The sequence below is a fragment of the Sphingopyxis sp. genome (assembly GCF_034380315.1).
Classification (GTDB): Bacteria; Pseudomonadota; Alphaproteobacteria; order Sphingomonadales; family Sphingomonadaceae; genus Sphingopyxis.
This window is the reverse complement of sequence record NZ_JAXMPB010000005.1, coordinates 19,072-42,891: the sequence shown is the minus strand read 5'-3', so window position 1 is coordinate 42,891 and position 23,820 is coordinate 19,072. Positions and strand designations below refer to the sequence as shown.

The following is a 23,820-nucleotide window of genomic DNA, read 5'->3' as shown; positions in this document are numbered from 1 at the left end:
TTCCATAATATCAACGTCGGGGGATGCCGGGCGACCCGGCGAAGACCGGTCTATATGCAAGGGGTTCAACATCGACTGAAACCCTCTGGTAAACAGGCTGTTCATAGTTTCGGGCAGGGCGTTCGCATCGTCGGACAAGTCGAAGAAGCGAACGGGGTGCGGGGCCTGATCGACTGCAATGCCAGCCATCATGGCCCGCAGGGCGTTAAGCCTCGCCCGGTGGCTATCGCGATTCATCTGGTCCCGCAGCATCCGGACGGTCGGCGATGCCGCCTGGCGCGCCGTTGATACCGCCAGAACGATATCGAATCCGGGGCGCGGCAGACGCAGGGCGCCGTCGGGACTCGGAAGATCGGATGGGACAAGGTTCATGCCGCTGGTCTAGCCTGAACCGCCTAAGGTCCCGTAAATGCCCATTTCATGGCTTGTTAGCGAAGCTTAATCTGCGTCAATAAATTGACAGGGAACGCCGAAAAGCTGGCATTTTCGTCGATCTGCCCCTAGATGGCGGCGATCATGGATATGATGGCTTCTTCTCCCGACGAGCTGGCCCAGGCCGACTTTCAGCTCGCGATGCCGCTCAAGGACCGGCGAATCGTCGTCGCGATGTCCGGCGGCGTCGACTCCAGCGTGGTCGCCGCTCTGGCCGCGCGATCGGGGGCCGAAGTCATCGGCGTCACGCTCCAGCTTTATGACAATGGGGCGAAGGCAAAACGGGTCGGGGCCTGCTGTGCCGGGCAGGACATACGCGATGCGCGTGCGGTCGCAGATCGGCTGGGCTTCGCGCACCATGTCTATGATCATGAGAGCCGTTTTCGCGATACGGTGATCGACCAGTTCGCCGATGAATATCTGGCGGGGCGCACCCCCATCCCCTGCGTTCGTTGTAACATGGGTGTGAAGTTCACCGACCTGTTCCGTCTCGCCAAGGATCTGGGTGCCGATTGCCTGGCGACGGGCCATTATGTCCGCCGCGTGATGGGGCCTGCGGGGGCGGAATTGCATCGCGCCGTCGATCCCGCGCGCGACCAGAGTTATTTCCTCTTTGCGACGACACAGGAACAGCTCAATTTTCTGCGCTTTCCCCTTGGCGGCTTGGAAAAACGGGTGGTGCGTGAAATCGCCAGTGAGCTCGGGCTTGGCGTTGCCGGCAAGCCGGACAGCCAGGATATCTGTTTCGTCCCCGATGGCGACTATGCCTCTCTCGTCCGCAAACTGCGCCCGGAAGCCGAGGATCAGGGGGAAATCGTCCATATCGACGGTACCGTCCTTGGCTCCCACAAGGGGCTAATTCATTACACGGTAGGGCAGCGGCGCGGGATCGAGATCGGCGGCCAGGCCGAACCGCTATATGTCGTCCGCCTCGATGCGGAGAAGAAGGCGGTGATTGTCGGACCGCGCCGCGCGCTTGCTGTATCGGGAGCGCGCCTTGGCGAGGCGAATTGGCTGGCTGACGTCGAAGGGCGCACCATACTCGCCAAGGTGCGCAGCATGGCCAAACCCGTTCCGGCGCGTGTCGAGGGCAACCGGCTGCTTTTTGCCGTGCCCGAATATGGCGTCGCGCCGGGCCAGGCGGCCGTGCTTTATGATGCCAAGGACGAAAGCCGCGTACTCGGTGGGGGATGGATCGAGGAGAGCTTTGCGGCCGACTGTCCGGAATAGATTGAACTTTCCTGTCTTTTGCCGCAGCGTTCGCGGCAAACAGGGAGAGGATCGATGATCAACTGGGTTTTGCGGGGCGCGGTGCTTTTATGGGCCGTCTTTTTCATGATCGTGGGCGTGCGCGGGGTGATGGATCCCGCCAGTTTCACCGAAATGTTCGGTATCGGGGTGGAAGGGATCGCAGCCAATACGGTGCGCGCTGACCTGTCGGCCTTTTTCCTGGTGGCGGCGGGTGCCGCGGCGTTGGGCGCACTGGTTGCGGGATGGACGCGGGCAATGCTGGTCCCCGCTGCGCTTTACGGCACCGCTCTGATCGGTCGGTTGGTCGGCGCGATGAGCGGCGATATTGTGAACGAAGCGATTGTCCAGGCGATGATCGTCGAAGCGTTGACCGTGATGCTGATGGTGGGCAGTTGGCGCGTTTTATCGCGTCCGAAATCTGATGCCGCGTTGACCCCGGCGGCGGCAGACGGCGGCTCCTGAGCGAGCCGTTAATGGTTTTTCCGGCTTTCTGTGCGAAAAGCTTGGCCTTCCGTCACAAAGGACGGGGTATGGAGGGGCCGGATGGAACCGACCAAGGACCAGTTTGCGGCGTTGGGGCGCCGCCGAGAAGACCGCCGCAAGGCGCAGGATCCCAACTATAACGGCCCAGAGCGGCGATCGGGCGTCGACCGGCGATCCGGTCAGGACCGCAGAACGGCTCCGCGCGGATAGTGCACCCCGGCGGGCTGGTGCTGAAGAGCCGCTTGCCATAGGGTTGGCAGGCGCGGCCCTGCTCGCCGTGTTTGCAGGAGCTCCGCCATGACCTCTCCGCTTCCTCGCCTGTCGGTCGACATCGTGTCCGATGTGATGTGCCCGTGGTGCATCATCGGGTGGTTGAAGTTCGAAAAGGTGATGGCCCATTTCGCGGGCCGGCTGGATTTTCGTGTGCAGTGGCATCCATTTGAACTCAACCCGGCGATGCCGCCGGAGGGGGAGGATGCCCGCGAGCATGTGATGCGCAAATATGGCATAAGCGCCGAACAAAGTCGGACGAATAGCGAGCGGATGGCAATGGTGGCGGCCGATCTCGGTTTTGCCTTTAATCGCGGTCCCGGCTTTCGCATGCGCAACAGCTTCGATGCGCACCGTTTGTTGAGTTGGGCGGGCGCTTTGGAAGATCCCGAACAGGCTGCGGCAACCGGTGTGCAGACTGCGCTGAAACTGGCGCTTTTTCGCGCTCACTTTACCGAGAATCGCGATGTCGGTGATCCGCAAGTGCTGGTCGATCTGGCAGGATCGGTCGGGCTCGACAAGGCGCGCGCCGCCACGATCCTGGAAGGCGAAGAGTTCGGCGAAATCGTACGCACCGAGGAAGCCTATTGGGCCGATCAGAATGTTACCGGCGTTCCGGCTTTCATTCTGGGCGGCCGCATGTTGGTGCCCGGGGCGCAGGAACCGGACGCTTTCATCCGGGTTATCGAACGCAAGGTTCTGGCTGACGCGGCTTGATTGCCGGCGTCAAAAGGGATTCAGCGAATAACCTTGCTGCTGCAACAGCGCATGCGCGGTCATCGCCGACAAGGCGAGTTCCACGCCGGGCAACAGCTCCGCCTTTTCCACGCCTTGCGCGACAGCGCTCTGCCCGCAGACGATGATGCGCGCACCTTTTGCATGTAATGCCGCGATCAAAGGCGCATTGGGGTTTTCGGCGCCCGGATATTTGCGGGCATAGGCTGAGACAGTGGTGACATCAAATACCGCCGCCCCGTGAACCACGATGGCCAGGTGCTGGTGCTCCACCGGAACGCCAGCTTCGGCATGCATGTTGAGGAAGCGCGCGGCCGATTCCAGGGTGCGGTTCAGCGTTGCCTCTTTGCCCGTCACAGCATCGAACGCGACCCGCAACACCGTTCCGGTGGGCACGTCCACGTCGCGGTCCGCAATGGTTGCCACCTTCCCGAAATCGGTAATGACCGTTCCTGCGTGAAACGCGGACGGGGGCTCGGCTGCGAGCGCGGGACTGCTGACGGCAAGGCTCATCGCGGCCAGAACCACAGGTAAACGGAACATCGGCGGAATTCCTTTCAGCAAGAAAGGAAAAACCTAGCTCCCGTCCCACCTTGGTGCCAGCGGCAATTGGGGGCGCTGACTATTCCTTGCGTGAGCGTATAAGGTCGATGGCTGCGACGGGCCCAAGGGTGAGCATGAAACCAGCCATCATCAGCAGAAAGATCAGAACCGGGGTCTGGGTCAGTGGGTGCGCCATGGCGATACATCCTTTCCTGAAGCAATATATCGCCGATGCCCCAAGTGGAGCGCTCGCGCTTTGATCCGCGTCAAAATGACGCGCCATATTGCCGTCCCCGGCAAGGAACCTTTCGGCTGATCGGCGGCAAGCTCATCGAAGCCCATAGGACGGCCATTTGTGATAGAAAGATCTGGGGACCATGAGTCGCAACGGCGTGGCCTGGTGGGATGGGTGCAGGCCGTTGTTACCGACTTTGGCAGGGGAATGATGATGGCGCATCACAAGAGGATGGTGGCCGGGGCGCTGGCGTCTGCGGCGATGCTGATAACGCCGGTGGCAGCGAAACAGACTGCTGGTTTGCAGGATTTGGTTGGCGTGCGTGGATCAAGCGGGGAAACCCAGCTCGAAATGCGCGGTTATACGCATATCGAAACGCATGCCGATTCCGATCGCAAGCATAGCTATTGGTGGAATGGCGACGGCAAGAAATGCGTCCATGTCGTAACCTGGGATGGGAAATATCAATCTATAGAGGATGCTTCCAAATCTGATTGCAATCAGAAGGATGGAAGCAATACTGGGACCGCGGTTGCCGCTGTGGCTGGAATAGCGGTGCTGGGGGCGCTGCTCGCGAGCAAGAAACACCATCGCGACGACAAGGAATATGACGCGAACCAGACCGCTCAATTCGATCGGGGATATCGTGATGGCCTCTATAACGCTGCCTATCACAACTATGATCGCTCCGACGCCTATTCGAACGGATATCAGGCTGGCGTGCAGGAGCGCGGAGCCAATCTGAATCATCATTATGGCCGGGGCGGATATCAGGCGATTGGTGAATATCGCGATCTGAATGGCGCGCGGGCGTCCAGTGCTGACGGTAGCTTGCGCAGTCGTGGCTTTACGAATGTTGACGGTTTCAAGTCGGGCACCGCCGCTTATACGATATGGAATCGCAGACAGAGCCACCAATGCCTGCAGATGACGGTCGCCGATGGCCGAGTAGAGGATATTCGCGATATCGGTACGCACCCGCGCTGTCGCTGAACTCCTTGGCGTTCAGGGGTGTGACCCGCAGCGTGTCACACCCCTAATGCGGTTTGCGTCCGGATGGACCGATGAGTTTGTTCAGCGTTGCAATACGGCGGCGGGCCGCGCTCCAGTCGCGTTCGGGGTGCGCCTGTATCCGGTCGAGGAGGAGGCGCACCTCCTTGCGGCGGTCGCTTTCGGTAACTGCCTGCATGATATGTCTCCTTTCGCTGACCAGCATAGCATGGAGAGGCGAGTCGCGCTGGCGCTATGCCCGACTTGCTGCACTGCCGGGCTTGTGTCGTGCTGTGATAAGCGATGCCGCAACCGGGCAGAACCGATTGCCCTACTTTAGGGGAGCATCCTGTTTGACCGGATCGGATGGGGGATAGGGCAGAGCCGCATCATGGTCATAGCTGTAGCTTTGGCTCAGGCGAAAACGCCCTTCCGCGGGCATCCATTGCCACAGATGCATATAGCGGGCGCCGCCGACCATTTGCCACCCTTCCTTGGCACCTCGCCATTCGAAAAAGATATGCGCAGCCTCTTCCAGCGCGCCCCACTCGCCCATCTCACGGATCGTACGGGAACCTGGCACGAGCAGGCGGCGGTTGCGATATCCTGCGTGCTTGCCGCCCGCTTCGCGGTCGGTGCAGGAATGGCGCACCGAGTTCAGCATCGCATCGCGGCTTGGTACCGCGAGGCCGCCCTTGTCGTGAATCATACGGAAATCCGGAGCAAGCAGGTCGGGCAGGGCCGCCGGGTCACAGCCTTCGAACGCTGCCCAGAAAAGCTGCGCGTCGGCAGCGGCAATGTCGCTGCGCAAATCGGCGCCTTGCGGCATCGGAAGGGACGCGATGGGCGCGGCAGCCATGGCGGCGGCAAGAAACGCGGTAGCGGTCACGGCCAGAACTCCCCTGCTGTGTTATTTATGTAATACAGAAGGGGAGTCCTGGCAAGGGTGGGGCGCTTTTGGCGTGTTTCGGTCAGCCAAATCCCATCGTCTTGTTGAAAAGCCCCAACAGCTTGTCGAACAATTTTCCGCCGAGAGCGGCCATCGGTCCGTTGCGGATCATGTCCCAGATTCTCTGTCGCTTGCTGTCGCTCACCTCCGGATGGCCCACTTCGGCAAGTTTGATCGAGAATTGCTCGAAATTCATTTCCTGCAATTCGTGCAATTTGGTGTCAATTTCGGCCATGACGCTGGCCTCGATCAGGGTCGCGCGGGTGAGCTCGTGATCGAACGCGGGTGATGACAATGACTGGATGAGCCGGTCATTATGACGGCGCAGCAATTGCGTCTCGCGTCCGCGCTGTCCCAATAGAATCTGGGCAATCAGCGTTACGAGAATAGCAGCGAGCAACAGCGTGTCGAGTTCCAGCTTATCGAGAATACCCATTCTTTTCCTCCCCATTTTCGGGCGGACAGAATGATCGGAGGGAGGTGATGGCTCAATATCAGAAGGAGCCGTTCTGGCGGTAGCTTCAGGTGCGGCGATGACGGGAGAGTGTTTCGTGGACCGGTGCTTCCCCGATGTCGGGTCGACCGAGCAGCAAGACAAGATAGGTCATGAGTGAAGCCGAGATTACGCCAAGGCCGAGCGCGGGCGCAATATACCCAAGCAAGGAGCCGACGGCAGCGGACAGCGAAAGCGCCGTCAGGCGACCATGAGCCTTGACATCATGGCTGCGGCGATCGGGATGGCGTCCCCAAAAGGACAGCAGAACGCGGCCGAGGGGAGGCAAGGCAAAGGCCAGCGCCATCCAGCCCCAGTGATCGAAGCGGCTGGCCGGATCGAATAACCGTCCGACCAGGCCCGAAGGGGCATCGCCGAAGATACCGATTGCCGCCATGATGGCGACCATGGCCAGGATTTCGCCCAGGTCGATTGCGGCCTCCGACCGCCCATATTGGGCGGCGATGCCTAGATCGGGATTGTTGGCGATCACCGCACCCTCGCCATATTGCGCCGAAAAATACAGGATCATCAGCAGCGCGGCCCAAACATGCATATTGTCAGGAAACGGTGCTGCAAGTGCACCGAACAGGAAACTGCCCAGAAAGGCAGGGTAGATCAGACCATAGATGTAGGTCGGCAATCGCATGATGGTGACTTACCGCATGATAGCTCGGGGTCGAAGCATTTCATCGTGAATGCGGCACGCCTGCAGCTTTCATATATTCAAAGCCGCGGCATGTGGCGGCTGGTTTTGCGGCGACGCACTGCTATCCTGCCGTGCGATGACACATGGAGATAGAAAAAGGGTCGTAATTGGCCGGCTGCGACCAAAACCCGTTTTGCTGGGCCAAATTCTGTCGGCTGTGTTGCTCGTCGTTCTGCTGGGGGAGCGGATTGCAGCCACGGGCTGGGATGATGGGTTCGGTGTCATCCTGCGCAGCCTGTTGCTGGGCGATCTCATGGTGACAGGGGTGATCGTCGCCGCGACATTGGCGTTCATGCATTTTGGACGGCTCTGGCGGCAACGTGACGTCTATATCGCCCATGACGGCGCGCGGCTCTATCGTGGTAACGACGCCGCCTGGCCGCTTTCGTCGATCCGCGACGTGGTGGTCAGTCGCGGCGAACTCGGCGTCACATCGCTGCGTCTGGTGGTGGATGATGATAGCGAAGTCACGCGCGAACTGGTGAAACTTTACATGCTGGAAGAGGCGCCCGAAACGGTGCGCGGGGGTATCCTCTTTGCCGTTGGCGGTGTTCGCGGTTTTCCGGCCGCATCGTCGATGAACTAACGGATCGCGCGCCAGTTTCATCGCGTGGCGCGCAAATCGATTGTATCGCGCTTGACGGAGCGGGCGCCGAGCGAGCCCGGCGCCACAACCGCATTCTGGCAAATGATCGTGGCGGATCAATTGCCCAGGATGCGCCCCACGGCGCCGCGAACCTTGCGGTCGACGGCATTGTTCACTTCGTCTTCAGCGGCACGCTTTGCTGTGTCGCCGACCCGGCCCAGCCCCAGGTTGATCGCCGCGTCTCCGCGCCGTCCTCGCGAGCTGTCGGCACCTTTGACCCCCGATATGCAGCAATCGGACGTAGAGGCGGCGGGTACCGGGGCCTTCAGGAAACATTCGCCATTCGGGGTGCGGCCGGGTGCAACATAGGTCCAGGCCTGACACTTGCGATCGCCGTCGCAGCTTGCCTTGCAGCTTTGCCAGCTGTTTCCGGGCCGATCATAGACGATTTCGCGATAGTCATTGCCGAAAAGGTCGACATTATACATCGGCTGCCATTCGGCCGCCTGTGCTTGAGGCAGGGCCTGAGGGCGGGAGGACGGGGCGGGCGACGGCGTTGCCGATGCGTTCGTCTGCGGCTGTTTGGAGGGGCCGATGTAGCGGGCTGAGCTGATCGAACCGCCACGTTCGCCAAGCGCGGCCAACTCTCCATCGACGGTAATGCAATCGGTCTTGAAGCCCGCGTCCATGCAGAGCTGCCAGCGACCGACAGAGCGCACCGAATAGGCGAAATCGTTGGCCGTACCGTCAAAGCCCTCTTGAGCAGGCACAGACTGGAAGTTGGCAACATTGCGTGTCACCGTCACGCCTTCGCCCATCATGTTTTCGCCGTTGTAGAGGGTGAGGCTGGCTTGCGGATCGCTATTCTTGGCGAGCAGCGTAGCGCTGCCGCCCGCCGCCAGCGCGGCAAGGGCGACGAGGAAGAGTTTTGATCGGGTCATCGTGAGTCCTTCGGGTCGGGGTTGAACTTTTTCGGATATTTCCGTCGCTTCGACCTGCCTCGCTTATTGAAAGACTGGGGTGCGGCCGTCATACCCCAAATCGGGTATGGACGGGGCAAAGGGCAAAGCGTGACCGGCAGGGGGAACGAGGCGCTGGAAGGCGAGCGGGCAGCCGCAGCACGTAACGACGTCGAACTGATCGGCCACAGCTATCGCACGTTGGTCGACGGGACGGCGTTCGACGATCTGGTTGCGGCCTGGAATCGACGGATCGGAAGTGTCGATAGCCGCGGAGACGGCCAATTGCATCTTGATGCCGCCATGCTCGACCAGTTCGCTGAGGTGGGTCGGCTGGCGACAAGTGCGCTGCAGGTTGTCGACAATGATCCCGCGGACGAGTTGCTCGCTCGCTGCGTCACGGCGGCGATGGTCCAGAACAGTGATGGGCGGGTTGTGGCGATCAACCCCGGCGGCCGACTGTCCTTTGGTTTGCAGACCGGGGACATCGATGCCGGTGCCTGGCTTGCGCCGGTGCATGTCGCGGCGCTGCGCCAGTTGCGCGCGCAAGCTGGCGAGCGAGGTAACAGTGACCGCCGCGTTGTCGAGTGCGTCGATCCGACAGAGACCGATGCCGATCACAAGATGCAGCTTGCCGAAGTACGGCTGGTGACGCTTCTCGGTTATCCACAGCCCTTGCTGCTTATCCGTTCGCTTGAGTTTCAGTGGCTCGAAACGACATCTGACCTTGTCGAACAATCCTGGGGATTGACCGAAGCCGAAGGCGAGATTGCGCGCCTGTTTTATCGTCATCGTTCGTTGCAACGGATCGCAGAGCTGCGCGCGGTATCCATCCAGACGATCCAGACGCAGTTCAAGGCGGTTCTGGCGAAAACGGGATGCCGGGGGCAGGTCGAACTGATCCGGGTCCTCACGGCGTTGTGCATTCAGTCGGGTATCGATGCCGAACCCTTCGAGGGTGAGTGGGTGAACCCGTACCGGAACGAACAGCGCCTTGTTCGCTCGGGAGGATGTGCGCTTCGCTACAGCTTCGCAGGTCCCAAGGACGGTCGGCCAATGCTGTGGGTGCATGGGCCGGTTTTCAACTATTCGTTGCCCCGCGCCGTGATCGATGCCCTAGACAGGCTGCGGGTACGGTTGATTATCCCGTGCCGCCCCGGTTACGGCAGCAGCGAGATCGACAGGAGCCTGTCGGCCGAAGAAGACAATATCGATGCGTTGCTGTCGCTGGTGCGCCATCTTGGCCTTCAGGATTGCCCGGCAATCGGAACCACCAGCGCGGCGACGATGCTGATCCTCGCCCGCGATCGAGCGCCCCATCTTCTGGGGCGATTGGGTTTCGTCAGCGCTTTCGGAAAGATGGACGAAAGCGAGGTTCGACGCCTGACGCCCGTGCACCGGGCCTTCTTCCGGCTGGCGACGACGGCGCCCCAAATGCTGAACTACATGACGGCGCTGGCTCTCCGGCTGGTTCGTCGTCATGGGCCCGACTGGTATATCGAGCGGGCTCACGGATATAACCCGCGCAATGCAGAGGCGCTGCGTGCGCCGGAAACCCAGGCGTTGCTACGGACCGATACACGGGCGATGATGTTGCAGAATGGTGCGGGTTTCGCGCGCGACCGTATGCTGGTGCTGAGCGATCCGGCCCCGGCGCTGGCGCGCTCCGACCAAATCGATATTTGGCTTTACGGGAAGGAGGACAGCCACTTGCACGACCGCGATTTGACGAATCGCCGCGGTCTGTCCGAACGTGTGACGATTGACACCGTTGCCGATGCCAGCGAGCTTCTCCTCTATCAGCGGCCTGACCGCATTTGCGATCTGATCGCGGCGTTGCTGGACTGAAGCCGAATCAGGGACATCAGTCGTCTGCGATCACGATCAGGGACTGCGGAAAGACAAGGGTAAAGGCGGCTCCCCCGCCGCGATCGTTGGCCGCGTGGATCGCTACGCCAAGGGCGTCGGAGAAACCCTTGACGATCGCCAGGCCCAGGCCGCTGCCGCCGAGGCGATCGCCACCTCTGCCTTGTACGAATGTATCGAAAACGCTGCTTTCGGTGCCGGGCTCTAGCCCCTTGCCTCTGTCGCGTATCGTCAACTTGACCGCGTCCGGCGTGCGCAGCCCGATGACGCTGATCGGCCCGTCATTGCCTCCATGCTGGATCGCATTGGCAAGAAGATTGAGCAGGATGTGGTGTAGGAGGCGTTCGTCGGCGCGGATCAATGGCAGTCCGGCTGGCACCTGGAAATCAATTTCCTGGTCGTTCAACAGGTCTTTGAGGTCGTGGACAGCACCGGCCACCGCATCGGTAAGATCCACGGGTTTGATGGCCAGTTCGATGCCCCCGACGTCCAGACGTACCAACTCGACCAGATTGTCCAGAAAGCGGCGCAGACGTACCGCGCCGGCGCGTGCTGCGGGCAAGCCTTCGGCATCGGGATGCCTCGCCGCGATGGCCTCAATGGCCGTCGTCACACCGGTCAATGGGGTACGCAGATCGTGCCCGATCGACGACAGCAGGGCCGCGCGAAGCCGATCGCGTTCGTCTAGGATCGAAAGTTGGCGCATTTCGTCTTCGAGGTGCAGGCGCTCGTGCGCCAAGGCCGCCTGACCGACCAATGTTGCCAAAAGGGTCGCCTTGTCGGCGGTCACCGGATCGCGGCCATCTTCATTCGCGATACCGAGCACGGCCAGCACACCCAGTCCGGTTCTGAGGGGATGGAACTGCCAGTCCGACGCGACGAGCGTGCTAGTGCCGCGTCCAGCGGGTTCACCGCTGTTCCAGGCCCATTCGGCCGCCGCCTGATCAACCGGGGACATCGAAATCTCTCGCGGGCGTGACACCAGCGTCTGAAGCTTGTCGCCGCGATGATCGAGCAGGATCGCTCTTACGCCGATAAGGCGGGACACTTCGTCACAGGTTGCCACGGCGGTCGCTTGTCGGTCCGCGGCGCGTGCCAGATTCTGACCAAAGGCGGCAAGCGAAGCATTTTCCTCTGCGCTGCGGATGCCGATTTGGGCACGGGTCCGCAGACGTCCCGCCAGATTGCTTGTCACCAGCGCCACGCCGGTCAGGATGAGCATGGTCAACATGCTTTGCGGATCGGTGATGGTGAAGGTGTGGACCGGGTCCAGGAAAAAGAAGTTGAAAGCAAGCGCCGCCGCCAAGCTGGCGGTCAGACCGGGACGCAGGCCGAAAAATGTGGCTGAGAGAATGACTGGAACCAGATAGATCAGATCGATGGCTCCGGCGCCGATCAACGGCGCGGCCGCGACGGCGAACAGCGTTGTCAGCGTCACGAACAGAACCGAAACGGCATAGGGGCGTGGCCCTCCCCATCCCTGCGGAAATTTATGATGCCAGCTTCGCCGAACCAGGGTTTCGGCCGAGGGGATGACGTGAATGGAAACGTCATGTGCTCGAGTTAGTGCTTCCAAGACGGACCCGCGTCGTATCTTGGACCACCAGTTCCCATGCGACCGGCCCAGGATCAGTTGAGTGGCGCGTTGCGCTTCGATCTGACTGCGCAATCCAGCGACGACGGTTTCGGCTGGAATGGTTGCGATGCGCGCACCGAGCGTTGCCGCAAGCGCCAAGGTGGCGGCGATACGTCGTTGCTCCGTTTCGTCGAAACCCTCGCTGCTGGGTGTCTCGATATGGACGACTGTCCACGGCGCTCGCAACCCGTCGGCGAACCTCTTGGCCGTGCGAACGAGCACATCCGATCCGGGTTGTTCGCCGATCGCGACCAAAATGCGTTCGCCCGCAGCATAAGTGCCAGCGACGCCGCCTGCGTCGAGTTCCTCGAGCATCCTACGGTCGACGCTGAGAGCCGCGCGGCGCAGCGCCATCTCGCGGAGCGCAGATAGATTGGGGCGTGAAAAGAAGTGACCTAGCGCGCGCGAGGCTTCCTGGGGGACATAGACTTTACCGTCCTTCAGCCGCTCGATCAGTTCGTCCGGCGGGATATCGATCAGCTTGATTTCGGCCTGTTCGAAAACACTGTCGGGCACCGTTTCGCGAACCCGAACCCGCGTAAAACCGGCGACGACGTCGTTAAGGCTTTCGACATGCTGAATGTTGAGCGTCGTATAGACGTCAATTCCGGCATCGAGCAGTTCAGCGACATCCTGCCAGCGCTTCGGGTGGCGGCATCCCTCGGCATTGCTGTGTGCATATTCGTCGACCAGCGCGATGCGCGGAGCGCGGCGCAATACGGCGTCGATGTCCATTTCGGTCAGAATGTGGCCACGATAGGCAATGTCGCGGCGTGGGATCACCTCCATGCCTTCAAGCAGTGCATCGGTTTCCGCGCGGCCATGGGTCTCGATCACCGCGATGACCACATCGTCTCCGGCGCGGCGGCGGGCGGCTCCCTCGATCAGCATGGCATAGGTCTTCCCGACCCCTGGGGCTGCGCCAAGGAAGATTTTAAGCCGCCCGCGGTCTTCGCGCCGCACCTGTCGCAGGAGGGCGTCGGGAGAAGGTCTTTTGTCGGAAAGGGTCACTTTCGGCATGCCCCGACCTTAGCCGAGCACAGGATGGGCTGCCAATCCGGCCACCGGACATCTTTATGGAAACTTTATGCCCCGGGCCGAATTTGGCCGCGAAACTTTATGCGGAACCGGCGTAGCGCCGCTGGACTCAACCGATTTCCGCCACGCGATGTGGCGGGACGGTCCTGCCGGAGAACAGACTATGTCCGATATATTGTGGCTTGGCCTGCTCGGCGCGTTGCTTGCGCTGACGATTGGCTACGCCCGCTTGTGCGATGGAGCGTGATCCGTGTCGATATCGCTGATTTTGGCGGGCGCAACCGCCGCCGCTCTTCTTATCTACCTGCTCGCCGCGCTGCTGCGGCCTGAGCGGTTCTGATCGGAGCCTCTGTCATGACCGTTTCCGGTTGGGCTTTGATCCTGCTTTTCATTGCCATTCTCGCTGCACTCGCCAAGCCCATGGGGCAATGGTTGTTCGCGCTGTATGAAGGCCGCTCGACTCCACTGCACCGCCTGTTCGGGGCGACGGAGCTGGGTTTCTATCGTCTGTCCGGGATTGATCCCGATCAGGAACAGGGCTGGCTTCGCTATGCGTTGCACCTGCTGATTTTCAACTTCACGCTTTTACTCTTCACCTATGCCTTGCTGCGACTGCAGGGCTTGTTGCCGGTCAATCCACAGGGATTCGGGCCGGTCGCGGCCGATGGCGCCTTCAACACTGCGGTCAGCTTTACCACCAACACCAACTGGCAATGGTATGGTGGTGAAACGACGTTGTCATACCTCTCGCAAATGCTGGGTCTGACGATCCAGAACTTCCTGTCAGCCGCGACGGGTATAGCGGTCGCATTTGCGTTGTTCCGCGGCTTTGCACGGCGCAGTACGCGCACGCTCGGAAATTTCTGGGCCGATATGACGCGCGTTACGCTCTATCTGCTGTTGCCGATCTGCATCGTTTATGCGCTGTTCCTGATCGCCAGCGGCGTCCCGCAGACACTGGCGGCCTCGGTCGAGGCGACAACGCTCGAAGGCGTGCGCCAGACCATCGCATTGGGGCCGGTGGCGACACAGGAAGCCATCAAGATGCTGGGCACCAACGGTGGTGGCTTTTTCAACGCGAACAGCGCCCATCCGTTCGAAAATCCGACGGCTCTGACCAATCTGATCCAGATGTTGTCGATCCTGGTGATCGGCGTTGGCCTGACCTGGTGCTTTGGCCGGGCGGTCGGTGACACGCGGCAGGGTTGGGCGATCCTGTCCGCGATGGGGCTGTTGTTTCTGGGTGGTGTGACCATAGCCTATTGGCAGGAAGCAGCGGGTAACCCTCTGCTGCACCAGATAGGTGTCGGCGGCGGGAATATGGAAGGCAAGGAGGTGCGTTTCGGCATCGCCGCCTCCGCCCTGTTCGCAGTCGTTACCACCGCGGCGTCATGCGGCGCGGTCAACGCGATGCACGACAGCTTCACGGCACTAGGCGGGATGATCCCGCTGTTGAACATGCAACTTGGCGAGGTGGTCGTCGGCGGCGTGGGGGCCGGAATTTACGGCTTTCTGCTCTTTGCTCTGCTTGCCGTTTTCGTCGCGGGCCTGATGGTTGGCCGCACCCCCGAATATGTCGGCAAGAAGATCGAGGCGCGAGAAGTGAAGCTTGCGTTGATGGGGGTGGGGGTTTTGCCGCTGGTTATTCTCGTTATGTCTGCCGTGGCGAGCGTCGTCCCGGCAGGTCTGGCCGGCCCATTGAACGGCGGACCGCATGGTTTCACGGAAATATTGTATGGCTTTACGTCTGCTGCCGCGAACAATGGTTCGGCTTTTGCAGGGCTGAGCGCCAATACGCCCTTCTATAACGGCCTGCTTGGCGTCGCGATGTGGCTCGGCCGTTTCTTTGTGATCGTCCCCATATTGGCGATCGCGGGAAGCCTGGCCGCCAAGAACCACACGCCCGCCACCGCCGGTTCCTTTCCCACCACCGGGGCGCTGTGGATCGGCCTGCTGGTCGGCATCATCCTGATCATGGGCGGCCTGACCTTCCTGCCCAGCCTCGCGCTCGGTCCCATCGCCGATCATCTGGCGATGGTCGACGGCCGCCTTTTCTGACGGAAACGACATATGACTGCTTCCACGATGTTCCGCGCCGCCCTGGTGGTGCCCGCGATGCGCGATGCGGTGCGCAAACTCGACCCCCGCGCGCTGGCGCGCAACCCGGTGATGTTCGTCACCGCCTGTATCGCCGTGCTGTTGACCCTGTTGCTGCTGACGGGCGACGCGGGCCTGTCGACGGGGTTCCAGGTCCAGCTGGTGATCTGGCTGTGGCTGACCGTGCTGTTCGGCACCTTTGCCGAGGCGCTGGCCGAAGGGCGTGGACGGGCCCAGGCGGCCTCGCTGCGCGCGGCGAAGGCGGAGCTGACGGCGAAGCTGTTGTCGGGAGCGGACGATGATTATCGCATCGTCCCGGCCAGCGAACTCGCCAAGGGGGCGCTGGTGCTGGTCGAAACCGGCGACCTGATCCCCGCCGACGGCGAGGTGATCGAGGGCGTCGCGTCGGTCAACGAAGCCGCGATCACCGGCGAAAGCGCCCCGGTGATCCGCGAGGCGGGCGGCGACCGGTCGGCGGTGACAGCGGGAACGCGGGTCATATCCGATCGCATCCGGGTCCGCGTGACGGCCGGGCCGGGGCAGGGCTTCCTCGACCGCATGATCGCGCTGGTCGAAGGCGCCGAACGCCGCAAGACCCCGAATGAAATCGCGCTGACCATCCTGTTGGTCGGGCTGACGATCATCTTTCTGATCGCGGTTGCGACCATCCCGGCCTTTGCCGCCTATGCCGGCGGGAGCGTGCCGGTCGCGCTGCTGGCCGCATTGCTCGTCACGCTGATCCCGACCACCATCGCCGCGCTGCTGTCGGCGATCGGCATCGCGGGCATGGACCGGCTTGTCCGGTTCAATATCCTCGCCAAATCGGGGCGGGCGGTCGAGGCGGCGGGCGATGTCGACGTGCTGTTGCTGGACAAGACCGGCACGATCACCGTCGGCGACCGGCAGGCGAGCGAGTTCCGGCCGCTGGCGGGGATCGGTCCTGACGGGCTGGCCACGGCGGCGCTGTTGTCGAGCCTGGCCGACGAAACCCCCGAAGGCCGTTCGATCGTCGCCCTGGCGCGCGACCGCCACGCCGTCACCACCCAAGCGCTTCCGGCCGGGGCAGAGGTCATCGCCTTTACCGCGCAGACCCGTTTGTCGGGCGTGCGGATCGACGGGGTGACGATCCACAAGGGGGCGGTCGATTCGGTGCTGCGCGCGCATCCGCAGGACGAAGCGAGCGCCGCCGTGTCCGAACTGCGCCGCATCACCGACGAGATTGCGCGGCAGGGCGGAACGCCGCTGGCGGTCGTGCAGGACGGGCGCCTGCTCGGCGCCATCGCGCTGAAGGACGTGGTCAAGGCCGGGGTCCGCGAACGCTTTGGCGAACTGCGCCGGATGGGAATCCGGACCGTGATGATCACCGGCGACAATCCGCTGACCGCCGCAGCGATCGCGGCAGAGGCCGGGGTCGACGATTTTCTGGCCGAGGCGACGCCCGAAGACAAGCTGGAGCTGATCCGGCGCGAACAGGGCGAAGGGCGGCTGGTCGCGATGTGCGGTGACGGGACCAACGATGCCCCCGCGCTGGCGCAGGCCGATGTCGGGGTCGCGATGAACACCGGCACGCAGGCGGCGCGCGAAGCCGGCAATATGGTCGACCTCGACAGCGATCCGACCAAGCTGATCGAGGTGGTCGGGCTGGGCAAGCAGTTGCTGATGACGCGCGGCGCGCTGACCACCTTTTCGGTTGCCAATGACGTCGCCAAATATTTCGCGATCATCCCCGCCATTTTCGTCGTCCTTTATCCCGAACTGGGCCTGCTGAACGTCATGGGACTCGCGACGCCCGAAAGCGCGGTGCTGTCGGCGATCATCTTTAACGCGCTGATCATTCCATGCCTTGTCCCGCTTGCCCTGAAGGGCGTGCGATACCGGGCAATGGATGCGGGATCACTGCTCGCGCGCAACCTGTCGATTTTCGGCCTTGGCGGGCTGATCGCTCCCTTCGTGGGGATCAAGCTGATCGACCTCGCCCTCACCAGCCTTCATCTCGCCTAAGGATCCAGCCATGTTGTCCGACCTCAAATCCGCCATCCGTCCCGCGCTGGTCATGACCTTGTTGTTCGCCGCGCTGCTCGGCGTCGCCTATCCGCTTGCGCTGACCGGCATCGGTCAGGCGCTGTTCCCCGCCCAGGCGAACGGAAGCCTGATCCGCGAACAGGGACGGATCGTCGGGTCCGAACTGATCGGCCAGAAATTCGCCGGTGCGACCTATTTTCATGGGCGCCCATCGGCGGCCGGCGCCGATGGTTATGACGCCGCGGCGTCGGGCGGATCGAATCTGGGCCCGGCGAGCGAGGCGCTGATCGAGCGTGTGCGCGCCGATGTTTCCACCCTGTCCGATACGGCACCGGGCCGCCAAGTCCCGCCCGACCTGGTGACGACCTCCGCCTCGGGGCTTGACCCCCATATCAGCCCCGAGGCGGCCTTTTTCCAGGTCGAAAGGGTGGCCGACGCGCGCGGCGTGCCGACCGCCAGGGTCCGCGCGCTGGTCGAGGCGGCGATCGAGCGACCGGCGCTGGGCATTCTGGGCGACCCGCATGTCAATGTGCTTCAGCTCAATCGGGCGCTCGACCGGGCATTCGGGCGCGGCTAGGAACGGTCCATGCCCTTGCCAGCCAAGATATTGATCGTGGAGGATGACGCCCATATCCGCCGCCTGCTTCATGCGACCATGGCGCGGGCGGGGCATGTGGCGGTCGATGCCGCCGATGCGCGGCAGGCGCTGGCGCTGTTGGATATCGAGAAGCCCGACGTCGTGCTGCTCGATCTGGGTTTGCCCGACCGCGACGGGCTGGAGCTGATCCAGCATTTCCGCAAGCGGTCGGCCGCAACGCTGATCGTGGTGTCGGCGCGCGACGAAAGTGCCGAAAAGGTGGCGGCGCTCGACCTTGGCGCCGATGACTATGTGACCAAGCCCTTCGACACCGAGGAGTTGCTGGCGCGTATTCGCACCGCGCTTCGTCACCAGCGCCATGTCGAGGCGGGCGATGTTCCCGACGTGATCGAGGCAGGCGGCGTGCGCATCGACCTCGACCGCCGCCGGGTGGCGCGCGGCGACGCGGACGTCCATCTGACGCCCAAGGAATATGGGGTGCTGGCCGAACTCGCCCGGCGCCCCGACCGCGTGTTGAGCCATGCCCATTTGCTGAAGGCCGTGTGGGGGAATGCCCATGTCGAACGGGTCGAATATCTGCGCATCGCGGTTCGCGGCCTGCGCCAGAAGCTGGAGGACGATCCGTCCCGGCCGCAGCTGATCGTCAACGAACTGGCGGTCGGTTATCGCCTGTCGCTGCGCGCTTCGTCCGAGCGGCGATGATCGTGCGGACGCGATCGGCCGCCCGCCGCGGCAAGGCCGACGGGAAAGGGCGAACCGGCCCCTGATCGCGCCACGGCGCGGCGCGGACGTGTCGAGGGAACCCTTGGGCCGCCGCTGCTTTATACTGTCGCCATGGAACTCAACGCGCCCATCCTGATCCACTGGATCGACCTCGATCTTTTGTCCCGGCTCGGCGCGGCCGCGGTGCTGGGGCTGTTGCTTGGCCTCGACCGCGAGTTGCGGGGGCATGAAGCGGGGCTGCGAACCCATGGCCTGATATGCTTTTCCGCCGCCGCGATGACGGTGTCGATGATCGCCCTCTATTCGCAGATCGGCGGCGAGCGTGCCGATGTGTTGCGCATTTTCGAGGCGACCGGCGCCTTCATCGGTATCATCGGCGCCGGGTTGATCGTGTTCAGCAAGGGCGAGGTCAAGAATCTGACCACCGCGGCGCATCTGTGGCTTGCCGCGGTCATCGGCATCGCCTGCGGCGCGGCGCAATGGCCGCTGGTGCTGATCGGCGGGTTCGTCAGCGTCGTGATGCTGACCCTGCTGGGGATCGTCGAAGCGCGGTGGAAACGCCCCGCCGACAAGCCGCGCCGATAAGCGAGGCTTGCAACCGACCAAATAATCCTCACTGGCCTGTTCGGCGGCAACATTGCATTCGGCCGCATCGCAACAGGGAAAGAGTCGGAATTGGCGCGGGTTAAAGTGATTTTCTTGCCCTTGTTGGCGGGGGCCAGCTTTCGCGACCGCCTGCTCGCCTGCCTGGGGGCGTTGATCGGCGTCGGACTGGTCGGCCTGACTTGTGCCGCGGTCTTTCCCGCATCGATGCCGTGGATCGTCGCCCCGATCGGTGCGTCGACGGTGTTGCTGTTCGCGGTTCCCGCGAGCCCGCTGGCCCAGCCCTGGTCGATCGTCGGGGGCAACAGCCTGTCGGCGCTGGTCGGCGTATGCGTGGTGTTGTCGATTGCCGATCCCGTCGTCGCCGCAGCGGTTGCGGTATCCGCCGCGATCCTGTTGATGTCGCTGTTGCGCTGTCTTCACCCGCCCGGCGGCGCCGCGGCGCTTAGTGCCGTCCTGGCGGCGCCGCTGGTGATGTCCGACGGCGGTGCGCGTTTTCTTCTTCTTGTCGCGGTCAATTCGATCCTGCTGACGGCGGCGGGCTGGATTTTCCATCGCTATTCGGGACACAGCTATCCCCATCGCCCCGAACCGGTCGAGGGGCGGGCGCTGCCCCCCGCACCCGCAACCGGCCTGTTGATGGAGGATATTGACGCGGCGCTGGGCGATCTGGGGGAAACCTTTGATATCGGCCGCGAGGATCTGGCGTTGCTGCTGGGCCGTGCCGAGCTTCACGCGGAACGCCGCCGCGATCCGGGCCGCGATCCGGGCTTCGAACTGGACGCGCGCGCCAAAGCCTGACTATGGCGATGGGCGCAGGACGGCGCGAACAGCAATAGCGGGGCGGAATATGGCGAACGGTGCGGCGATAGGGGAGCTTGATCGGGATGCCGGGGCGGCGGTGATCGAACGATGCCGCGCGGCGCTGAATGCGGTCGATGCCTTTGTCGCGCGGGCGCGCGCCGCAACCGACGATATCGTGGCGCGGGACGGCGCCGTCGATGCCGCGCTGATCAACCGGCACCAGCATGTCGCGCATGGATTTGCATGGATGACGACCTATGCCGCCGCGCTGCGCGCGTTGCTAAGCTGGGCGGAAGCGATCGCCGCTGAGCGCGCGCTTGCGGAAATCGAACAGTTGATGCTGGAGGCCGCGTTCGCCGAATATGTCGCGCAGCTTGCCGGCGGCTTGCCCATGAGCCAGGCCGAAATCGTCCGTCCCGCCGATATGGGGCTGGACGAGGAGGCGGCGACCTTGCGCGGCGCGGCGCGGGGGCTGCGCGCCGATCCCGCGCGGATTGCCGCGCTGTTGGCAGGCGGGGTGCAGGCCGACCGCGCACTGGGCGACGAAATGCTGGACATGATGGCGGACCAGTTTCGCCGGTTCGTCGACGACCGCGTCGCGCCGCACGCCCACGGCTGGCACCTGGCCAATGCCTATATCCCGATCGCGGTGGTCGAGGAGATGGCGGCGCTGGGCGTCTTTGGGCTGACCATTCCCGAGGAATTCGGCGGCGCGGGGCTGGGCAAGCTGGCCATGTGCCTGGTTTCCGAAGAATTGTCGCGCGGCTATATCGGCGTCGGTTCGCTCGGCACACGATCGGAAATCGCGGCCGAGCTCATCCGGCTGGGCGGTACCGACGATCAGCGGGCGCATTATCTGCCGCGCATAGCCAGCGGAGAGATTTTGCCGACGGCGGTGTTCACCGAACCCGGCCATGGCTCCGACCTTGCCGCGCTGCGCACCCGCGCGGAACGCCGCGACGGGCGCTGGATCGTCAACGGCAACAAGACGTGGATCACCCATGCGGCGCGCAGCGACCTGATGACCCTGCTGGTTCGCACCAACGATGCGCCGGGCTATCGCGGGCTGTCGATGCTCCTTGCCGACAAGCCGCGCGGCGACGATGCTGCGCCCTTTCCCGCGCCCGGCCTGTCGGGCAGCGAGATCGCGGTGCTCGGCTATCGCGGGATGAAGGAATATGAGATCGCCTTTGACGGTTTCGCGCTGCCCGAAGCCGCGTTGCTGGGCGGGGTCGAGGGGCAGGGTTTCAAGCAGCTGATGGAAACCTTTGAAAGCGCGCGCATCCAGACCGCGGCGCGCGCGGTGGGGGTTGCGCAAAATGCGCTCGAGCTCGCGCTGTCCTATGCGCAGCAGCGCGTCCAGTTCGCCGAACCGTTGATCCGCTTTCCCCGCGTTGCGAACAAGATCGGCTGGATGGCGGTCGAAACCATGGTGGCGCGGCAGCTCAGCTATGCGGCGGCGCGCGCCAAGGACGAGGGGCGCCGCTGTGACATAGAGGCGGGCATGGCAAAGCTGCTGGCGGCGCGGGTCGCGTGGAGCAACGCCGACAATGCGGTGCAGGTCCACGGCGGCAACGGCTTTGCGCTCGAGTTTCCGGTCAGCCGCCTGCTGTGCGACGCGCGCATATTGTCGATCTTTGAAGGCGCCGCCGAAATCCAGGCGCAGGTGATCGCGCGCGGGATGCTCGGCCGCGGGAACTGACGGCCCGGCGCGGGCGCGGTCAGTTCGACGCGCGCCGGTCGGGTGCGGTCAGTTCGACCTCGGACGGCCAATGGCCCTGCGCATTTTCGGTGACGATTTCGGTCAGCAGCGCGCGGGCGCCGGTTTCGTCTCCGGCAAAGCGGCGTTCCATCGCGATGGCGAATTTGATCGTGCTGTCCCTGGTCGGTCCCACGTCGGCGGGCTTCAGTCGCCCCTGCATGATCTGCACCGCCTGGTAATAGGTGAAATTCTCGATCAGCTTGAGCTCGGGTTCGATGGCGTCGATGACGGCGCGCGCCTTGTCATGTTCGCCCAGCTTGCGATGGGCGAGATAGGTCCAATAGGCGGTCGGGACGCGCATGTCGTCATGGGCAAAGCCCGGCGCGAGCGCGAGCGCCCGTGCCATGCCGTCGATCATCGTGCGATAGTCGCCCGTCGCGAAACTGGTCTGGGCGTGGTAATAGATGATGTTGCTGCGATAGGTGCCGATGGTCAGCGCCTGGCCGTTGGGCAGACCGTCGGGTTCGAAACTGTCGGGTTTGCCCTCCATCAGCGCCAGCGCGTCGCGATAGTCGGCCAGCGCGGCGTCGAACGCGCGGGCGCGGGCGAGGTGGCGGGCGCGGTATCGGCGCAGCTTGTAGCTGTCGGGAAACGCCTTCAGCCCTTCGGTGAACACCGCGACCGCCTCGCAGACGCGCCCGGCATAGCCGAGCCGCCGGCCGAGCCAGAAATGCGATTCTTCGCGGTCGGGCGCGATTTCCAGCGCGGCCCGCGCGATCGCGATATCCTGGTCGAGGCGTTTCTGGGTCGCGGGCGAAAAGGCCGGAAGCGACAGCTTGGTACCGATCAGGCTGGTCTGGCAATCCGGCGCGGTATCGCCGCCGGGCGATGCCGACGCGGGGGTGGCGGCGAGCAGCAGGAAGGCCGACAGGGCGGCGGTGGCCAGAGCGGCGGGGCGGCGGATCATCCCACCACCTGCTGATAGATGCGGCGCAGGTTCGTCCCCATGATCTTTTCGACGACGCTTTCGGGATAGCCGAGCTTGCGCACGCCGTCCCACACCACTTCCATGCGATGCGGCCCGTTGAGTTCGTCGATGAACAGCGGCCAGTCGGCGTCGTTGAAATTGGCGCCCTCTTCACGCTTCAGTTCGGCGATATAGGCGTCGGTCATTTCGACGACGCGATGGTCGCGGTCGCTGCCGATCGCGACATGGTCGGCCCCCATCACCTTGACCGCATGGTCGATGTGGCGGAAATATTCGGGCAGCGCATCCTTGCGTTTCGTCGTCAGGAAGGGGCGCATCTGGCAGATGCCCGCGACGCCGCCGCGGTCGGCCAGCGCGCGCAGATTGGCGTCGGTCGTGTTGCGGACATTCTGGTGAACCGCCATGCAGGCGGTGTGCGACACGATGACGGGCACGGTCGATGCGGCAATCACATCCGCCATGGTCTGCATATTGGCGTGCGACATGTCGATCAGCATCCGCCGGTCGTTCATGCGCGCGACGAGATCGCGGCCAAAGTGGGTAAGGCCGTTGGTGCCCAGTTCCTTGCACCCCGCACCGGCCCAGTTCTGGTCGTTATAGGTGATCTGCGCCGACCGCACGCCCAGCTTGTAGAACAGGTCGACATTGTCGAGGTCGCGGCCGAACTGCGTGCTGTTCTGAAACAGGTAGAATATTGCGATCTGGCCGTTTTTCCGGGCGACATCGATGTCGCTGGTGCGCGTCGCCTTCAGGAACAATTCGGGGTGGGCCGCGATATGGGCGTCGTGGTCCAGGACCGCCTGAACCGCCTCTTCATAGGCCTGCGCCTCATAGACCTTGGGATCGCAAAGGGTGACGGTGATCGCGTCGAGGCCGCTGGCGTGCATCCGGCGAACCAGCGCCGCATCATATTCGAAGCGCACTTCGCCCATCGCGTCGAAGGTCAACGGCCGCGCCGCCGCCTGCCGCGCCGCCGCCGTCGGGGCGACCGCCATCGCGGCGGTCAGCGCCGACCCGGTCAGAATGAATTGCCGCCTGTCCATTGCACCCGCTCCTCTCCAATATTCTCTATTGGAAAATATTAGCGGATAGGAAAATTTTTGCAAGC

General features: G+C 63.3%; 23 protein-coding genes. 14 read left to right on the top strand and 9 right to left on the bottom strand.

Annotation, left to right across the window (positions count from 1 at the left end; genetic code table 11):
• The first annotated feature begins 525 nt into the window (after nucleotides 1-525).
• From mnmA to U0S50_RS10605, 3 genes are all read left to right on the top strand, one after another.
• On the top strand, nucleotides 526-1,662 hold the full coding sequence (gene mnmA / locus U0S50_RS10615; protein WP_416194985.1) for a tRNA 2-thiouridine(34) synthase MnmA: 1,137 nt from the start codon (nucleotides 526-528) through the stop codon (nucleotides 1,660-1,662).
• 54 nt (nucleotides 1,663-1,716) lie between these two features.
• Entirely contained in the window at nucleotides 1,717-2,145 is a 429-nt protein-coding gene (locus tag U0S50_RS10610) for a hypothetical protein (RefSeq protein ID WP_322308760.1), read from the top strand.
• 318 nt (nucleotides 2,146-2,463) lie between these two features.
• Nucleotides 2,464-3,153, top strand: coding sequence for a DsbA family oxidoreductase (locus tag U0S50_RS10605; RefSeq protein WP_322308759.1), 690 nt, complete (start codon nucleotides 2,464-2,466; stop codon nucleotides 3,151-3,153).
• A gap of 9 nt (nucleotides 3,154-3,162) precedes the next feature.
• On the opposite strand, the gene U0S50_RS10600 is transcribed toward U0S50_RS10605, so the two are convergent.
• Nucleotides 3,163-3,714, bottom strand: a complete 552-nt coding sequence (locus U0S50_RS10600; RefSeq protein WP_322308758.1) for a DsrE family protein — start codon at nucleotides 3,712-3,714, stop codon at nucleotides 3,163-3,165.
• A gap of 400 nt (nucleotides 3,715-4,114) precedes the next feature.
• Between U0S50_RS10600 and U0S50_RS10595 the strand changes: the two genes are divergently transcribed.
• A complete protein-coding gene (locus tag U0S50_RS10595) occupies nucleotides 4,115-4,942 on the top strand; it encodes a hypothetical protein (RefSeq protein ID WP_322308757.1) in 828 nt (275 codons plus the stop codon).
• A gap of 43 nt (nucleotides 4,943-4,985) precedes the next feature.
• On the opposite strand, the gene U0S50_RS10590 is transcribed toward U0S50_RS10595, so the two are convergent.
• The 4 genes from U0S50_RS10590 to U0S50_RS10575 form a co-directional block, all read right to left on the bottom strand.
• The gene (locus U0S50_RS10590) at nucleotides 4,986-5,138 is read right to left on the bottom strand and encodes a hypothetical protein (protein ID WP_322308756.1); all 153 of its coding nucleotides are present in this window, start codon (nucleotides 5,136-5,138) and stop codon (nucleotides 4,986-4,988) included.
• A gap of 132 nt (nucleotides 5,139-5,270) precedes the next feature.
• On the bottom strand, nucleotides 5,271-5,828 hold the full coding sequence (locus tag U0S50_RS10585) for a nuclear transport factor 2 family protein (protein ID WP_322308755.1): 558 nt from the start codon (nucleotides 5,826-5,828) through the stop codon (nucleotides 5,271-5,273).
• 82 nt (nucleotides 5,829-5,910) lie between these two features.
• The gene (locus U0S50_RS10580) at nucleotides 5,911-6,324 is read right to left on the bottom strand and encodes a hypothetical protein (RefSeq protein ID WP_322308754.1); all 414 of its coding nucleotides are present in this window, start codon (nucleotides 6,322-6,324) and stop codon (nucleotides 5,911-5,913) included.
• Between the two features lie 85 nt (nucleotides 6,325-6,409).
• Nucleotides 6,410-7,030, bottom strand: coding sequence for a hypothetical protein (locus U0S50_RS10575; RefSeq protein WP_322308753.1), 621 nt, complete (start codon nucleotides 7,028-7,030; stop codon nucleotides 6,410-6,412).
• 193 nt (nucleotides 7,031-7,223) lie between these two features.
• Here U0S50_RS10575 and U0S50_RS10570 point away from each other — a divergent pair, with 193 nt between their 5' ends.
• On the top strand, nucleotides 7,224-7,676 hold the full coding sequence (locus tag U0S50_RS10570) for a hypothetical protein (protein ID WP_322308752.1): 453 nt from the start codon (nucleotides 7,224-7,226) through the stop codon (nucleotides 7,674-7,676).
• 116 nt (nucleotides 7,677-7,792) lie between these two features.
• On the opposite strand, the gene U0S50_RS10565 is transcribed toward U0S50_RS10570, so the two are convergent.
• Nucleotides 7,793-8,617, bottom strand: coding sequence for a PAN domain-containing protein (locus U0S50_RS10565; RefSeq protein ID WP_322308751.1), 825 nt, complete (start codon nucleotides 8,615-8,617; stop codon nucleotides 7,793-7,795).
• Between the two features lie 129 nt (nucleotides 8,618-8,746).
• On the opposite strand from U0S50_RS10565, the gene U0S50_RS10560 reads away from it, so the two are divergent.
• Nucleotides 8,747-10,483: a helix-turn-helix transcriptional regulator gene (locus tag U0S50_RS10560; RefSeq protein ID WP_322308750.1), complete on the top strand. Its 1,737-nt coding sequence runs from the start codon at nucleotides 8,747-8,749 to the stop codon at nucleotides 10,481-10,483.
• Nucleotides 10,484-10,499: 16 nt separating this feature from the next.
• On the opposite strand, the gene U0S50_RS10555 is transcribed toward U0S50_RS10560, so the two are convergent.
• Nucleotides 10,500-13,157, bottom strand: a complete 2,658-nt coding sequence (locus U0S50_RS10555; RefSeq protein ID WP_322308749.1) for a sensor histidine kinase KdpD — start codon at nucleotides 13,155-13,157, stop codon at nucleotides 10,500-10,502.
• Between the two features lie 268 nt (nucleotides 13,158-13,425).
• On the opposite strand from U0S50_RS10555, the gene kdpF reads away from it, so the two are divergent.
• The 8 genes from kdpF to U0S50_RS10515 all read left to right on the top strand — a co-directional run bounded on the left by kdpF (nucleotide 13,426) and on the right by U0S50_RS10515 (nucleotide 21,724).
• Nucleotides 13,426-13,515 carry a K(+)-transporting ATPase subunit F gene (gene kdpF, locus U0S50_RS10550; protein WP_322308748.1) on the top strand — a complete coding sequence of 30 codons (90 nt, stop codon included), beginning with the start codon at nucleotides 13,426-13,428 and terminating at the stop codon, nucleotides 13,513-13,515.
• 14 nt (nucleotides 13,516-13,529) lie between these two features.
• On the top strand, nucleotides 13,530-15,233 hold the full coding sequence (gene kdpA, locus U0S50_RS10545) for a potassium-transporting ATPase subunit KdpA (RefSeq protein ID WP_322308747.1): 1,704 nt from the start codon (nucleotides 13,530-13,532) through the stop codon (nucleotides 15,231-15,233).
• Between the two features lie 12 nt (nucleotides 15,234-15,245).
• Entirely contained in the window at nucleotides 15,246-17,273 is a 2,028-nt protein-coding gene (gene kdpB / locus U0S50_RS10540) for a potassium-transporting ATPase subunit KdpB (protein ID WP_322308746.1), read from the top strand.
• A gap of 10 nt (nucleotides 17,274-17,283) precedes the next feature.
• Nucleotides 17,284-17,871: a potassium-transporting ATPase subunit KdpC gene (gene kdpC, locus U0S50_RS10535; protein WP_322308745.1), complete on the top strand. Its 588-nt coding sequence runs from the start codon at nucleotides 17,284-17,286 to the stop codon at nucleotides 17,869-17,871.
• Between the two features lie 9 nt (nucleotides 17,872-17,880).
• Entirely contained in the window at nucleotides 17,881-18,594 is a 714-nt protein-coding gene (locus tag U0S50_RS10530) for a response regulator transcription factor (RefSeq protein ID WP_322308744.1), read from the top strand.
• A 132-nt stretch (nucleotides 18,595-18,726) separates the two neighbouring features.
• Complete coding sequence (locus U0S50_RS10525) at nucleotides 18,727-19,200, top strand: MgtC/SapB family protein (protein WP_322308743.1); 474 nt, start codon at nucleotides 18,727-18,729, stop codon at nucleotides 19,198-19,200.
• 90 nt (nucleotides 19,201-19,290) lie between these two features.
• Nucleotides 19,291-20,019, top strand: coding sequence for an HPP family protein (locus U0S50_RS10520; protein ID WP_322308742.1), 729 nt, complete (start codon nucleotides 19,291-19,293; stop codon nucleotides 20,017-20,019).
• Nucleotides 20,020-20,068: 49 nt separating this feature from the next.
• A complete protein-coding gene (locus U0S50_RS10515) occupies nucleotides 20,069-21,724 on the top strand; it encodes an acyl-CoA dehydrogenase family protein (RefSeq protein WP_322308741.1) in 1,656 nt (551 codons plus the stop codon).
• Nucleotides 21,725-21,743: 19 nt separating this feature from the next.
• On the opposite strand, the gene U0S50_RS10510 is transcribed toward U0S50_RS10515, so the two are convergent.
• Together U0S50_RS10510 and U0S50_RS10505 are read right to left on the bottom strand one after the other, a co-directional pair.
• A complete protein-coding gene (locus U0S50_RS10510; protein ID WP_322308740.1) occupies nucleotides 21,744-22,691 on the bottom strand; it encodes a hypothetical protein in 948 nt (315 codons plus the stop codon).
• Nucleotides 22,688-23,755, bottom strand: coding sequence for a dipeptidase (locus U0S50_RS10505; RefSeq protein ID WP_322308739.1), 1,068 nt, complete (start codon nucleotides 23,753-23,755; stop codon nucleotides 22,688-22,690). Before U0S50_RS10505 ends, U0S50_RS10510 begins: the two co-directional genes overlap by 4 nt.
• Nucleotides 23,756-23,820: the final 65 nt, after the last annotated feature.